Here is a 15240-nt window from a genome sequence, read left to right as displayed (position 1 = left end):
GAATCGGGAGGGACGGTGGTTCTTTACTATCAAATACAGTTTGCTTGTGTGCAAATACGTCATACCCCATTATCAGGTGGTTATTGCGGTGAGGTCCCACCTCTTCCCATTCCGAACAGAGAAGTTAAGCTCACTTGCGCCGATGGTACTGCAATGCAATGCGGGAGAGTAGGTAGCCGCCTTCTTTTATCAAGAGCCTCAGATTTCGAAAGATTTCTGAGGCTTTTTGTGTATCTAAAGATTTAAATTATGCATTATTATTTGAGTACTTGGTGGAGATGGTTCAGACGCTGCGGCTATAGTCGCGGCTTTGGCGTGCAGTCGCCTTCTGCCTATAGCTTCATCCGCTATGTCATCAATGAGCATTATCCTTATTATGCATATCAGGAGCTGCAAGAGCAGTTTCCACAGCTTAACAGGCGCGAACATAAGGTGGGACGTCTTCTTCTACGGCTCTCGAATCATTGGCAGCCTGTTATCAGATTGTGCAATCGTCATATCTTTGATGCTTATCTCCATGCGGGTTGTATGAAGACTGAATCTTATGAGATAGCTGATAGCTTATCTTTTTTGAATAAAAATGCCAAAACGATGGTGGTTGTTGATTTGGATAAACAGCCTATGGAGTTTGTCTTGAAGAATCTTCTTCCGCTTTGTCATAGTCAGGTGATGCTGGTTCTTTTAGGTAATCTTCATGCCAGTAAAACCTATTCTTCATGGCTTCGTTTGCAGGAATCAGAGTTCTCTGGCATCACCTATGACCTCTATTATGTGGGTGTTGTTTTCTTTGATCATAAGATCTATAAGCAGCATTATCGGGTAAATTTCTAGAAAAAGAGCCCTTTCATGCAAGAAAGTAGTATGTTAGGCGAAAAAAAATGCCGAAAAACTTGTAGATAAAATAAATTTTATTACTTTTGCAGCCAAATTAGTAAGAACGTTAAATAATATAGCTATGTATTGGACACTTGAATTAGCTTCAAAGCTAGAAGATGCACCATGGCCTGCAACTAAAGAAGAGCTGCTCGACTATGCAACTCGCTCAGGTGCGCCTCTGGAAGTTCTGGAGAATCTGCAGGAAATAGAAGATGAAGGTGATGTCTATGAGAGCATCGAAGACATTTGGCCTGATTATCCTTCAAAGGATGACTTCTTATGGAATGATGACGAGTACTAATCGTTCATCGATTACGATTATCAGTATAAGATAATGGAAATGAGCCATATAGGTGATTTCTCATGAAATTCCTATATGGCTTTTTGCCGTCTTTTACCGCCAATTTTACCATTCTAATGGCCTTATTTTACATAATTAAATGATCAATAATCGGTATATCCTGAAATTCTTTCTTTTCTGATCGGTTAATTTCATCTTTTCTTCTCTTATTATTCTCCTTACTTCATACTAAAATCATCTGAAGTTTATAAAAAAGGAGTGATATGATAAACTTTTCTACTATCTTCGCGTACATAGTGCCATAATTAATAAAAAGGTATTTTAATATGGGAAGAATTTCAAGGCTATATCCGAAAGGACGATTGAGACTGCGTATACCAAAGATGGTGCAGTCTGGTAAAAAGTATCCATTGTATATAGAATACAATTGGCATGCTGATTCTATTCGTAAATCAACTGGTATAAGTGTGTCAGTAAAGGAATGGAATGAGAAAGGCTATTGCGGTATTGGTGAAATACGTGCCACGACTGATATTGACTATAAGTATTATAATCATGCTCTTCATAAGCGTATCGAAGACATAGATGTGAAGATACATAAGTATTATGAAATGCATCAACATATTACTTGTGATGTGATTCGATCTTTTCTCGAAGACAATGACAATGCTTTGCGACCTGATGAAGGAAAAGACTTCATAGAGTTTGCTAAAGAGTTGATGGAAAAACGTTATGAGAAAGGTAAGATAGGTTTCAGTACTTGCAAGAATGGTATTTCATATCTCAATCAGTTTGAGGAATACCTGTTGCTTGAACACAAAGGTACACATGGTGAGCATAAGGAATTCATTTATGTCTCAGATATTAGTGAAGACTTATTGCTTGATTTCCGTAAGTATCGACTCTTGGCAAAAAAGAAAGCAACAACAGTCAACAAGACTCTATGTCCGATTCTTCAGGCGTGTGAATATGCTTGTCAGTTAGGTTATATCTCTCATCAGCTTAATGCATCTCTCCAGGACTTGTATATGAAAGAAGAGGACCGGCTTGATGAAGAAGAGAGGAATATCAAGTATCTCACTGAAGAGAGACTTGCTGAGTTAGTTTCCGTTTATAATACCATCGAACAACCTCGACGAAAAGAGTTTTTGGAGATGTGGCTGTTTGCCTTCCATGCTTGCGGTATGCGAATGGTTGATGTGATGACGCTCCGATGGAAAGACATTGATTTCAACAAGAATTTCATCAGTAAAATACAAGTCAAGACGAGAAACCGAAACACCATACCTTTGAGTGAACCACTCATTCGTATTCTTGAAAAATGGAAGGGTAGAAACAAAGTCTTTGTTTTTGATCTATTGCCAGAGAACTTCGATATAAATGACCATGAGGCGATATACCGTCGTAGAAATTCCTGGAATAATACCATCAATACTTCGCTTCGCTGTATATCTCATGATTTAAAATGGAATCAAGACTTGACTTTCCATGTATCAAGACACACTTGGGCAGTTTTAGCGCTTGCACACGGAGCTGAAATCAGTGAGATAAGCAGATTGTTAGGTCACGCTTCAACAGGCGTCACAGAGCGAGTTTATGCAGAAAAGAAGGTGGTATCACGCTAAACAGAGTGATACCACCTTCGATCAAATTTGTAGCCTTTATAGTCGAAACTATCAGAATATCTTGTAGTCCTTGCCTGTAAGATTAGAAATTGGCTTGAATAAACGCAATAGAATGAGCCCTATCAAGATAAATGCTATTCTGACTATTACTGAACCGCCCATAGTAAAACCGTGCCATACGAGGAAAATGGGTGAGCACATGAGGGCTACGATGATTAGGCACATTAGAGCTGCTAGAAATGTTTTTGGTCCCATACGTCAATAATCTAATGGAGCTATGAAATGATCATCAGGCAGGTCGTGAAAATGCTTGCCATCTGCATCATTAGTCACATATGTTTCGTTTTCTGGATCTTCTGTAGCGAAATAGATTTCCAAATCCTTGAAACGATTTTTGAGAAGAACGCGGAAGTCAGTAATCAAAGCGAGTTCTTCCGCTTCTATATAGAGAAAGCCTTCTGAAAGTTCGCATTTCTTGATATTACCACAGAGATTGCAAGTCCCATAGTCCACACCAAGAGCTAATATGATGTTTCCTTCCCAATCATCGGCCTCGTCTTCTTCCATAGCAGGGCGTTTTTTCTGTATGAAAGTCTGATAGAGGTCATATATCTCTTGCAACTCTTCTTGTTTTCCCACAATGTGGTAGCGTACTTTTATATTATGCATTTGGGATGCAAAGATAGCTAAATCTGATTCCATGTCTTGTCAATCGATTTCACTACTGTCCAATAAAAAAGGGCAATTCGATCTTTGAAACAGTTGAATTATAGTCTTTTATGCAGTATTTTGCAATGAAACGGACTTGATTTTGTACAATAGTTCGTTAATAATTCAATAATGTGCTAAGCAGCTATACGCTGTAAGCACGAGAGATCTTTGAAAATCTTGCTAATTAAAGTTCGGTTCGGGATGTACCCGCATGCTTTAAAAATTCGTATCACCAGATAAATGTTGGTCATCAGTGACTTGAATGAAGACATAGAATATTCCATTCCCATCTCCTTCATAGTTACCTTGGCAACATTTAGTGATGTGAACGAAGCATTGAAAGCAAAATCGAGTTTCCACTTATCGCGAGCCTGGCAGTCCATAAGACCAGTATAGCCTTTGGCGTCACGAAAGCAAAATTCGATCTGAAACCTGGTTCTATAATAAAGAAGAACCTCTTCACCCGAAAGTGAGGTGTCTGTAGAGAAGAATAGTTTCTTCTTGCCATTCGGCATCTGCCAGATGACAAGTCTAACTTTACACTTGAGTGCCTTGGAATAGGCAATCAAAGTATAAGCTGTTCCTTCTATATCTTTCATCTCCATCTTCTCCATTCGAGTGAGGTCAAGATTCTTCATATCAATTTTGCCATCCTTGGTCTTGGGGCGACCACGTTTTCCAGTACGTGGACCAGTATAGACATAAAAGAGACAAGCATTGTCACGAAAGCGGCTTATCAAAGAGAAACCTTCTTTCTTTATCCCATTAACAAATGTACTTGTAGAGAAGAAAGCATCTGCAACTATGAGGGTTGAGAGTTTAAGAAGTTCCTTGCGGTAACGCTTAATGACGCTGATATAGAAATCTACCATAGTCTTGTTTCTAAGACTCAGTTCTTTATTATTTAGCGACTGGTGGGCTCTTAACATCATGCAGTCTTTGGTATCAATATCAATGAGTCCAATACCCATGATTTCGAGACCATGTTTAACAGACTGAGCACATCCTGACCAAAAACGACCGATATGTGGTGTTTTCTTGCCAGCTTTACTGATGTAGCTGGGATCAATGGCAATAGCCCATCTTCCCTGTTTACCCAAGAAGCGCTTGGCAAGTGAGACATTAAGTTTGAGCCAATCAATTCACTTCGACTTTTTCAAGCCGAATGCGTTGCGATAGGTTTGCTCAACATGCAAGCCATACCTCCCCATTTGGGTGAAATTTATCTTTCTTGGTATTACCATGAACAAAATTATCACCTCGATGAGTATTTTCTCGAAACTTTTTGTTATCTTTGCAGCTGAATCTTCAACTGCATCTTTAAAGATATCCATATATTGGTCAAGTCCTGTATTCATGTAATATTGTATTTGTCGTGATCTACAAAGTTACTGAAAATCAGCGACTTGACCAACTTTTTACAGTTAAGTTTTCATAAGCATTTCTTAATATAAGTTATTGATTTACAGACGATTAAATATTAATTTAACGCAGTATTGATTAATAAAGAATATACTACCGCTGATATATGCGCAACAAATTGTGACGCTTGTGATTCATTTCCCTTGAAATCCTTAACAAATACAGCTAAGGTATAGCAGACCTTATTAGGCAGACATATATAGGCTACATCATTCTGAGCTGCAAGAATACCATTTTCATTGACACCACCAGAACCTGTCTTATGTGCTATTACAACCCCTTCTTTATCAAGAAGTGGAGCTACTATCCTATCTATACCTGTTTTACATTCTTTCAATGCATTCTTAATGAAATCTTGTTTCTCATTACTGATAAGACTTTCTGTAAACAAACGATTCATCAACATTGCAGCACCAAGAGGAGATGTGTAATTAGAGTAAGCTTTGTCATGGTCAGCGGACATTTCCTCTTCTGTATAAGCTATCTGAAAACTCGAACGTGGTATGAGTTTCGCTATAAAACTGTCTGTTTGTGCAGTATTGAGCATATTCTTAAACATGATATTGCTTGCATTATTGTCGCTCTGGGAAAGAGTATAGCGCAACAGATCTCTTACTGTCAACGATATAACTGGTGCTGAATAATCTTTCATCATAGGGCTCCATGTCTTTGGATCAAGTTTTTCCCTATTTATCTTTACCAAGGTATCAAGGGAAAGGCCTTTTTTGTCAAAATCATTGCAAAGAGCTAATGCCTGATGAACCTTAAATACACTCATCATAGGATAAATGCTTTTATTATTAACACTAACCGTATCTGTGTTATTAATAATAACCGCCACACCAATTTCACCAGGACAAGCCGAGACAATCTGAGAAATGCTATCAGTCAAAACATCTGTTAATGGAGGATTCGCGCTACCTTTTGTAGCTGATTTACTGGACAATGAGAACACCAAGATGAAGATGCAAACTAAAGCTCTACACAAAACTACGATTTTCTTTTTTCTGTTTTTTTTCATATTCCTTAATTCCGCAACACTATATTTAACATTATTTATAAGTGCCTGAGCAACAAAAAGTTACCCAGGATTTTGCCATGTCAGAATTTTCACTTACCTTAGTGTTGCGAAAAGAAGACAAGCAAAACTCTAATATGACATGGCAAAGATACAAATAAAATCTGAGAAACTCACTCCTTTTGGGGGATTTTTTTCGATTATGGAGCAATTTGATGCTCTTTTAGCTCAAACCATAGATTCCACCTTGGGATTGAGATGCACTATGTTTGGTTATCAATATAGCGAGATTCTACGCTCTCTGATGTGCGTATATCTTTGTGGTGGCTCATGTATTGAGGATGTTACAACTCACCTGATGAAACATTTGTCTCTTCATCCAACTCTTCGCACTTGCAGCGCAGACACCATATTACGTGCTATCGAAGAACTGACTTTTAAGAGCATCACCTATAAGTCTGCTTCTGGCAAATCCTATGATTTCAATACTGCAGACAAGATGAACTGCTTACTGGTCAATGCCCTGCTTGCTACTGGTCAATTGAAATCCGGTCAAGAGTATGATTTTGGCTTTGACCATCAGTTCATTGAAACAGAGAAGTATGATGCAAAACCAACCTACAAGAAGTTCTTGGGCTATAGTCCAGGCGTAGCTGTCATTAACGACATGATTGTTGGTATTGAAAATAGAGACGGCAACACAAACGTACGCTTCAATCAAAAAGAAACTTTGGAAAGAATCTTCAAGCGATTGGAGGCTTCGGAAATATATATTTCTCGTGCCCGCATGGATTGCGGCTCATGTTCGGAGGAAATCGTAGATATGGTAGAGGCTCATTGCAGGCATTTTTATATTCGTGCCAACAGATGCTCTTCTTTCTACGATTCCATGTTTGCCTTAACTGGATGGAAAACTGTTGAAATCAACGGTATTGAGTTTGAGTTGAATTCCATCCTTGTTGAGAAATGGAAAGGAAAACCGTATCGTCTTGTCATACAGAGACAAAGGCGAATAGATGGAGACCTTGACATTTGGGAAGGCGAATATACCTACAGATGTATACTGGCTAACGATTACAAGTCGAGTGCAAGAGACATCGTGGAATTCTACAATCTTCGTGGTGGCAAGGAACGCATCTTCGATGACATGAACAATGGCTTTGGCTGGAACCGATTGCCAAAATCGTTCATGGCACAGAATACTTTATTCCTGCTTATGACAGCTCTCATCAGAAACTTCTACAAAGCTATTATGCAGAGATTGAAAACCCATGAATTTGGATTGCGTGCCACCAGCAGAATCAAGACCTTTGTTTTCAAGTTCATCTCTGTTCCTGCGAAATGGATTAAGACATCACGTAGGCATGTATTGAACATTTACTCAGACAACAATGCTTATGCCAACCTGTTCAAGACAGACTTTGGTTAAAGACCATGCTTTTCTGGTTAAACCAGCGTATTACCTCAAGTCGCTTTATGGGGTAAGGGGATTTTGTGTCTGCGACATTTCTGTTGTGCAAGAAATATGTACAATAAAATGAATTTTGTCGCTTTGCAAGCAAAATCCCACTAAACCCTATAGGTTGCGGATTTGAGGTAAAGAAGGTTACACAAAAGAACAAATAGCGAAACTTATGTTTATAAATGGTCGTCATCGTAAGACTTCTGACTATTCTCTATATTGGCGAGCCGGAAACTCCATTGTCGTGCAGGTCTTGTCCGCAGTCTTTACTGCAATAATCAAGCAGTATCCAGATTCATTCGGAGAATTTGCCTGTATGTCTCCTAAAGAGTGAAAAACTGCCACGAAAAAAGAGTATCAACGTCGATATTATGCCAGTCATAAGGAAGAACTACAACGCAAGAGCTGTGAGTACCACAGACAGCTAAGAGTGAATAAGAATAAGTGATTGTGGAAAATGTTTGCAAAGTTTTCTACATAAAAAAAGTTAATTTAATCAGTGGTATGTTACGCATATCGCTGATTTTTTGTATTTTTGCACCATTAAAGAAAGAAAACGATATGGCAGAAATAGCAAACCGTATATACGAGACAAGTGAAGGGCAGATTCTCTTCATCTCAGACTTCTCTGACATCAATGATAATGAGAAGGTGGTAAGTCGTGCACTTTCTGTAGAAGAAAAAAAGGGAAATATAGTTCGATTAGCTAATGGGGTTTATCTTCGCCCTAAGAATACCCGATTTGGGATAGTCTATCCATCAATAGATGAAATGGTGATGGCTATAGCCCAGCGAGATAAGGTACAAATACAACCTTCAGGAGTTACAGCGCTCAACAAACTTGGACTCTCAACACAGGTGCCTACAAAATATACTTATCTGACATCGGGAAGTGGAAGAGTCTTGACTCTTGGAAATCGGACTATAGAGTTGAAGAGAAGTGTTCCTAAGAACTTTGCTTTTCAGACAGTGTTGGCAGCGCTTCTTGTACAAGCTCTTAGAACATTAGGACAAAAGAATGTAGGTAATCAAGAACTCTCTACCATAAGAAAATTGGTCAATGAAGAGGAACATAAAGACTTGTTTGTACAAGATCTTACTCTCATGCCAGTATGGATGAGAAAGCTGATAACTGATATTATAGATAAAAACGAGCATTATGACACTTTGGTTAAATCACACAATAGATGAACGAATAGCAATGTTGCAACGTGCGGAAGAGAAGTTTCGTATTAATCAGGTTGCAATTGAAAAGGACTGGTGGGTAACTGTGGTGCTCAACGCTCTTTTCAAATGTTCATGTGCAGATCAACTTATCTTTAAGGGAGGTACAAGTCTCAGTAAAGGATGGAATTTGATAGAAAGATTCAGTGAGGATATAGACTTATCTGTAAACCATGAATTCTTTGGTATAGAGAAGACGACAAAGAATCAGCGTGAAAAACTTCGCAAGAAGGCACGTCGGTATTTTCTTGATACAGTTTCAGCAGAGTTGGATGAAAATCTAAAGAAACTTGGTGTGGAAGGATACCATATAGAAAATGTAGTAGAGGAATTTGATGAGGATGGTAAGGCAAGTCCCGTTGCAAGTGATAAGGATCCGTCTGTCATTCTCGTTCATTATGAGTCTATGCTTGGTCATACGATAGAGTATATTCCGCCAAGAGTAAAGATAGAGATTAGTTGCTTGTCTATGAACGAGCCTACGGAAGACCGTTTGATTTCATCATATATTGAGCAGACTTTCCCTGGAGAAGATGAGGCGGCTACAGCTACTATAAGGACAGTTTTGCCTACACGAACATTCCTGGAGAAGGCATTCTTGCTATGTGAGGAGTTTCAGAAACAGTCTCCTCGTTATGTCCGAATGTCTAGACATCTTTATGATCTTGAACGCTTGATGGATACAGAATTTGGCAAACAAGCCCTGCAGAATATGGACTTGTATGAGCGTATTGTTAAGCATCGTTCCATATACTATGCTGTAGGGTATGTAGATTATTCTAAGTTAATGCCGAGCGAGATTGATTTCGTTCCTAGGCAAGAGTTGATGAAGGATTGGGAGGGTGATTATGCAGAGATGTGTAACCACTTTATCTATGGTCAGACTTTATCTTTCGAAAAACTTTTAGAGCGAATCAAGGAGTTGCAAGATAGGTTTAGAAAAGCCTTTTAGCGACTTTTACTCCTTAATAAAATGTTCAATATAAAAGTAGGAAGACTATAAGTGCTTGGTATTCAGCCCTAATATTCCTCTGGAATGACGACGAATATTAAAAGTCGATGATAGGGCTGTTCTCTACAAGGAGAACAGCCTTTTTCATCTTCTTTCTGTTCCTTTTTCATCTCATATCTGCCTGGATTCTCCTACAATCATCACCTTATATATAATATTCAGTGATAATTTACGTTATTACATTGTGTTAAGACGAATCATCATATTATGTTTTTTGCTGGCAGGCGTGCTCTGTACGAGAGCGCAGTATGATCCATCCTTCAGTCATTATTTCGACATGGAGTCATCCTTCAATCCTGCAGCAGTGGGTAAGCAGGCTAAACTGAATGTTACGGCTGCTTACGCTCTTGATATGGCTGGATTCGAACACAATCCTCGTACGATGTATCTGGCAGCAGATATGCCTTTCCAGCTTTTCAATCATCAGCAGGGTGTGGGCGTTTCACTGATGAATGACCAGATTGGTCTCTTTACCCACCAACGTCTTAGCCTGCAGTATGCTTATAAAAAGAAGATATGGGGAGGAAAGATGAGCATCGGATTGCAGGGAGGTATGCTGAGTGAGAGTTTTGATGGCAGCAAGGTAGATGCTGGAGAATCGGGCGACCCTGCTTTTGCTACGACAAATGTAGAGGGAAGCGGAATGGATTTTGCCTTGGGTCTCTATTTCATTCATCGTAATTGGTATGTTGGGCTTTCAGGGCAGCATCTTACTTCTCCTACGATCAATCTGGGTGAATCAAATGAATTTAAGATTGATGCAACGTATTATTTGACTGGTGGATACAATATTCAACTGAGAAATCCGTTTTTATCTATAAAGTCATCTGCTCTTGTCAGGTATGATGGTACGGCGTGGCGAGGCGATGTTACCGGGCGGCTGGTATATCAGCACGAGGGAAAGCATTTGTATGGTGGACTCACCTACAGTCCTGATCATTCTGTGACCTTTCTATTGGGAGGTACTTTTCATGGGGTGATGCTTGGGTACAGTTATGAGTGCTATACTTCGAAGTTGAATGCGGGTAATGGTAGCCATGAACTCTTCATCGGATACCAGACAGAGATCAGCTTTGCCAAAAAAGGAAAGAACAAACATCAAAGTGTTAGAATACTATAGTATATCATCAAGAATATGAATATTGAAATGAAGAAAATAATAGGGCTCTTCTGCTCACTTGTAGCACTGCTCTCCCTGAGTGGCTGTTTCAGCGCCAAATCTACTTCTATGGCAGGTAGAGGAGGAGAAGTTGTGGGCGTAAGTGGAAGAGGGTTCGTGGAGCCTACACCTTACGGAATGGTAAAGGTGAACCGTGGTTTCCTGAAGATGGGTCTTGAGACTCAGGATTCGCTATGGGGTACTAAAACTCCCCGTAAGGATGTTTCCGTAGATGGTTTCTGGATGGATGATACTGAGATTACGAACTCTGAGTACAAGCAGTTTGTTGCTTATGTACGCGATTCCATCCTTCGTACCCGACTTGCCGATCCTGCCTATGCCGGTGATGAGACCTATATGATTACCGAAGACAAGAATGGCGACCCGGTTCCTCCGCAGGTTAACTGGAAGAAGCCTTTGCCAAGAAAGCCTAATGAGGATGAACTGCGTGCGATAGAAAGTCTCTACAATGTGAATCCGGTGACCGGTGAGAAGCTGATCGATTGGCGCCAGCTCAACTATAAGTATGAAATCTATGATTACACAGCAGCTGCCCTTCGCCGTAACCGAATCAATCCGCAGGAGCGCAGTCTGAATACAGATATCCAGATAAATCCTGATGAGGTGGTGATGATTTCGAAGGATACCGCTTATTATGATGATGAGGGCAGAGTGGTGAGAGAGACCATCAACCGCCCGTTGAGCGGTCCGTGGGATTTCCTCAATACTTATATCGTGAATATCTATCCGGATACAACTTGCTGGGTGAATGATTTCCGTAACTCGGATAATGAAACTTATCTGAGAAGCTATTTCAGTAATCCAGCCTACAATGACTACCCTGTTGTGGGTGTCACCTGGGAGCAGGCGAATGCCTTCTGTGCCTGGCGTACCGACTACCTTCTGAAAGGTTTGGGACCGGAGGCAAGATTCGTGCAGCGTTACCGTCTGCCAACAGAGGCAGAATGGGAGTTTGCTGCCAGAGGAAAGAATCAGAGTGAGTTCCCTTGGGACAATGCTGACGTAAAGAATGGAGATGGATGTTTCTATGCCAACTTCAAGCCAGATAGGGGTAACTATACCAAGGATGGTAACCTGATAACGAGTAAGGTGGGTATTTATTCACCCAACTCGAACGGGCTCTATGATATGGCTGGTAATGTGGCGGAATGGACCAGTACCGTTTATACCGAGGCAGGAGTGGATGCGATGAATGATCTGAATCCTGACCTGAAATACAATGCAGCCAAGGAAGATCCTTACCGGTTGAAGAAAAAGAGTGTAAGAGGGGGTTCCTGGAAAGACCCGGAATCTTTTATCCGCTCGGCATGGCGCTCTTGGGAATATCAGAACCAGCCACGCTCATATATCGGATTCCGCTGCGTAAGAAGTTTGGCTACCACATCGAGTGCCAAGCAGAAACCATCAAGAAATAAGAATAGGAGATAATCAAAATGGGTGACTATAGTAAATATAATATTGTCTATCGTCTGCAGAAGTGGATGGATAGTGTTCCGGGACAGACTTTCCTGAACTATGCATATAGTTGGGGTGCGAGTATCGTTATTGCAGGTACTCTCTTCACGTTGACGCATCTTCCCGGAGCCAAACTGATGATCTTCCTGGGAATGGGCACTGAGATTATCGTGTTCTTCCTGTCTGCTTTCGACCGTCCTTTCGATAAGACTGCTGATGGCAGAGAGCTTCCTACTCATGTAACGGAGGAATATCTGGAGACGGGTAAGGTAGAATACCAGGACAAGAATGTGGCTGCTTCTACCATAGGAGCATCTTCTTCTCCAATTGCTGGTGTTGCCAACCAGGCTTCCCCAATAGTTCAGCCGGATGCCTTGGCAGAAATACAGGTAGCTTCTGAGGAAATGCAGAAAGTGCAGAGCAGCTATGTGGATGAACTGAAGAATCTGGTAGATACCCTTGGCAAGGTTAATGAGCAGAGCTCCCGTCTGACTCGTGACAGTGAGGAGATGGAAAACCTGAACCGCACGCTTACCGGTATTACCAAGGTTTATGAGATGCAGTTGAAAAGTGCCAGTCAGCAGATTGGTACCATCGACCAGATCAATGAACAGACCCGGAAGATGGCTCAGCAGATAGAGCAACTGAACAGCATTTATGCACGTATGATTGCAGCGATGACCGCAAACTTAAAAGAAAAATAAATGGCAATAAAGAAAAGACCGATTTCACCACGCCAGAAGATGATCAATCTGATGTATGTCGTCTTGATGGCTATGTTGGCACTGAATACTCCTACTGAAGAGGAACTCGGTGTCAAGGGAAAGTCGTTGGTGGAGAAGGTGAAGAGAAGCTTGCAGGATGAACCGCGGAAGGGCGATGAGAAGAAGGATGTGAAACTCGTGGAACTGAATGTGAGTGAGATGAATGCCTTCGTGATTCCTGAAAAGACGACCCTTTATGCGGGTGAGCGATTCAACTCACAGGTGGTGATGGCGGCTATAGACAGTACCCAGCGCCCTGAAATCTATGTCAATGGCAGTCGGCTTCAGGCTGCTGATGGTAGATATAGCTTTACGGCTGGTGGGGTAGGAGAACATCAGTTTAATGGCTATATTCTGATGAAAGGCAAGGATGGTGAGGAAATCCGTCGTAACTTCAGTCAGAAATATACCGTATTGCCTGTTCCGAATTCTGCTACCGTGGCAGCCGACCTGATGAATGTGCTTTATGCAGGTTATGCCAATCCTATCAGTATCAGTGTGCCGGGTGTTCCGGCGAATGCCATCTCTGCCTCTATGAGTGGTGGCTCGTTCGTATCAAAAGGCAACGGTCATTTCGTGGCGACTCCATCTACCGTTGGCAGGGATGTTACCATTCATGTAACGGCAAGAGATAAGGGACAGGTTCGATCGCTGCCGCCTTTTGTTTTCCATGTCAGAAAATTGCCAGATCCTACCGCTTATATTGCAATGGGAACAGACAGATTCAGAGGTGGCGGTTTGGCAAAGGCCAATCTGATGGGTGCCACGGGCATTCATGCAGCCATCGACGATGGACTTCTGGATATTCCTTTCAAGGTAGTAGGTTTCGAAACCGTCTTCTTCGACAATATGGGTAATGCCATTCCGCTGGCTTCTGCTGGAGCCAGTTTCTCGGCCAGACAGCGTGAGGAGTTCAGAAAGCTGTATCGCAACCGTCGTTTCTACATCTCTCATATCAGAGCTGTAGGTCCCGACGGCATCATGCGAACCCTGCCTTCGGCAATGGAAGTTATCGTAAAATAATAACGGAGTTTTCAAATTTAAAAATCAAAGTCAATGAAAAAGATATTGTTCTTGTTCCTGCTCTTGGGAATGGTGCAGGGCATCTGGGCACAACCTGAGGCCCGCAGGCAGGCGGCAGCACAGAAGAAAGCGGCGCAGCAGAATGGCGATACTCCAACCCTGCGTGCGCAGATCTCCTTTCCTACTGCTCTCCCGATGGAAGAGGACGTGGTTTGGAGAAGAGATATCTATCGTGAACTGGATCTCAACAACGAAGCCAATGCTGCGCTCTATTATCCAGTAGAGCCAAAGGGAAATCAGATGAATCTCTTTACCACCATCTTCAGATTGATGATGACGGGAAAGATTACCGTATTCCAATACCGAATGGATGGTAATGAAAGTTTTGCCGCTGCCGACCGAGTGGATCCGAAGTCTTTCCTGGATAACTATCATATCTACTACGAGAAGCAGGCAAATGGTAGAATCAAGTTAGACAACAGCGATATTCCTTCGCGTGAGGTGAAATCGTATTATATCAAGGAGAGCAGTTTCTTCGATCAGCGTTCTGCTACCTTCCATACCAAGGTGTTGGCGCTTTGCCCTATCATGACCCGTGAGGATGATTTTGGAGATGGTGGAACCAAGTATCCCCTCTTTTGGGTGAAATATGATGATCTGGCTCCTTATCTTACCCGCCAGCAGGTGATGACTAGCAATCTGAACAATGCCGTGGTGATGAGCATTGATGATTACTTTGCCAGAAATCAATATAAGGGTAAGATTTACAAGACCAACAATCTGTTGGGACAAACCCTTTCTCAATACTGTACCACGGATTCTGCCATGGCAAAGGAGCAGAAACGCATTGAGGCTGAACTGGTTGCCTTTGAGAAGAATCTCTGGGGTAATCAGGCTCGAAAAGATTCACTGGACAGCATTGCCCATGCAGCAAAGGAGGTGAAGGGGAGTGTAAGGAAGAATCGCCGAAGCACAGGATTGCGTAGCGCATCTGCCAACATCGGCAAGGTTTCCCGTGTCAAGTCAAAGCAGGCTAAAAACAGAACCTCTTCTGCCAGCGGTTCGGCTAGAGTCACGGTGAGAAGAGAGCGCCATTAAGATGTTGAGGAGAGAACGCCATTAAGTAAAAGAGATGTTGTTTTCAACATATAGTGTGAACATATTGAA

Annotated in this window: 13 protein-coding genes, 1 rRNA gene and 1 pseudogene; 12 read left to right on the top strand and 3 right to left on the bottom strand. The window is 41.5% G+C overall.

Annotation, left to right across the window (positions count from 1 at the left end):
• Nucleotides 1-72 precede the first annotated feature (72 nt).
• The 4 genes from rrf (at nucleotide 73) to CFT61_RS08255 (ending at nucleotide 2802) form a co-directional block, all read left to right on the top strand.
• Nucleotides 73-185 (top strand): 5S ribosomal RNA (rrf, locus tag CFT61_RS08270).
• 64 nt (nucleotides 186-249) lie between these two features.
• Nucleotides 250-831: a hypothetical protein gene (locus tag CFT61_RS08265; protein ID WP_089543965.1), complete on the top strand. Its 582-nt coding sequence runs from the start codon at nucleotides 250-252 to the stop codon at nucleotides 829-831.
• Nucleotides 832-955: 124 nt separating this feature from the next.
• Complete coding sequence (locus CFT61_RS08260; RefSeq protein WP_089543964.1) at nucleotides 956-1177, top strand: DUF2795 domain-containing protein; 222 nt, start codon at nucleotides 956-958, stop codon at nucleotides 1175-1177.
• Between the two features lie 326 nt (nucleotides 1178-1503).
• A complete protein-coding gene (locus tag CFT61_RS08255) occupies nucleotides 1504-2802 on the top strand; it encodes a tyrosine-type recombinase/integrase (protein WP_089543963.1) in 1299 nt (432 codons plus the stop codon).
• 258 nt (nucleotides 2803-3060) lie between these two features.
• Here CFT61_RS08255 and CFT61_RS08245 read toward each other — a convergent pair whose 3' ends face one another.
• From CFT61_RS08245 to CFT61_RS08235, 3 genes are all read right to left on the bottom strand, one after another.
• A complete protein-coding gene (locus CFT61_RS08245) occupies nucleotides 3061-3504 on the bottom strand; it encodes a hypothetical protein (RefSeq protein WP_142990596.1) in 444 nt (147 codons plus the stop codon).
• Nucleotides 3505-3647: 143 nt separating this feature from the next.
• Nucleotides 3648-4655, bottom strand: coding sequence for a transposase (locus tag CFT61_RS08240; RefSeq protein WP_437176825.1), 1008 nt, complete (start codon nucleotides 4653-4655; stop codon nucleotides 3648-3650).
• A gap of 338 nt (nucleotides 4656-4993) precedes the next feature.
• Nucleotides 4994-5956 (bottom strand): CfxA family broad-spectrum class A beta-lactamase, encoded by a 963-nt coding sequence (locus tag CFT61_RS08235; RefSeq protein WP_089543960.1) that lies wholly within the window; start codon nucleotides 5954-5956, stop codon nucleotides 4994-4996.
• Between the two features lie 139 nt (nucleotides 5957-6095).
• Between CFT61_RS08235 and CFT61_RS08230 the strand changes: the two genes are divergently transcribed.
• From CFT61_RS08230 to gldN, 8 genes and pseudogenes are all read left to right on the top strand, one after another.
• The gene (locus tag CFT61_RS08230; protein WP_089543959.1) at nucleotides 6096-7382 is read left to right on the top strand and encodes an IS1380 family transposase; all 1287 of its coding nucleotides are present in this window, start codon (nucleotides 6096-6098) and stop codon (nucleotides 7380-7382) included.
• Between the two features lie 594 nt (nucleotides 7383-7976).
• The gene (locus tag CFT61_RS08225) at nucleotides 7977-8606 is read left to right on the top strand and encodes a DUF6088 family protein (protein WP_089543958.1); all 630 of its coding nucleotides are present in this window, start codon (nucleotides 7977-7979) and stop codon (nucleotides 8604-8606) included.
• Nucleotides 8575-9591: a nucleotidyl transferase AbiEii/AbiGii toxin family protein gene (locus CFT61_RS08220; protein ID WP_089543957.1), complete on the top strand. Its 1017-nt coding sequence runs from the start codon at nucleotides 8575-8577 to the stop codon at nucleotides 9589-9591. Before CFT61_RS08225 ends, CFT61_RS08220 begins: the two co-directional genes overlap by 32 nt.
• Before the next feature lie 244 nt (nucleotides 9592-9835).
• Entirely contained in the window at nucleotides 9836-10771 is a 936-nt protein-coding gene (locus CFT61_RS08215; protein WP_254918911.1) for a PorP/SprF family type IX secretion system membrane protein, read from the top strand.
• 27 nt (nucleotides 10772-10798) lie between these two features.
• Nucleotides 10799-12259, top strand: coding sequence for an SUMF1/EgtB/PvdO family nonheme iron enzyme (locus tag CFT61_RS08210; RefSeq protein ID WP_089543972.1), 1461 nt, complete (start codon nucleotides 10799-10801; stop codon nucleotides 12257-12259).
• A 5-nt stretch (nucleotides 12260-12264) separates the two neighbouring features.
• The gene (gene gldL, locus CFT61_RS08205; protein ID WP_089543955.1) at nucleotides 12265-12990 is read left to right on the top strand and encodes a gliding motility protein GldL; all 726 of its coding nucleotides are present in this window, start codon (nucleotides 12265-12267) and stop codon (nucleotides 12988-12990) included.
• 186 nt (nucleotides 12991-13176) lie between these two features.
• Nucleotides 13177-14073 (top strand): annotated as a pseudogene (gene gldM, locus CFT61_RS08200) (gliding motility protein GldM); the annotation flags it as partial.
• Between the two features lie 33 nt (nucleotides 14074-14106).
• Entirely contained in the window at nucleotides 14107-15171 is a 1065-nt protein-coding gene (gene gldN / locus CFT61_RS08195) for a gliding motility protein GldN (RefSeq protein ID WP_089543953.1), read from the top strand.
• Nucleotides 15172-15240 lie beyond the last annotated feature (69 nt).

The sequence above is a fragment of the Segatella copri genome (genome assembly GCF_002224675.1).
GTDB lineage: Bacteria > Bacteroidota > Bacteroidia > Bacteroidales > Bacteroidaceae > Prevotella > Prevotella copri_U.
Note: the sequence above shows the minus strand (reverse complement) of the source record. Positions and strands in the feature narration are given on the sequence as shown.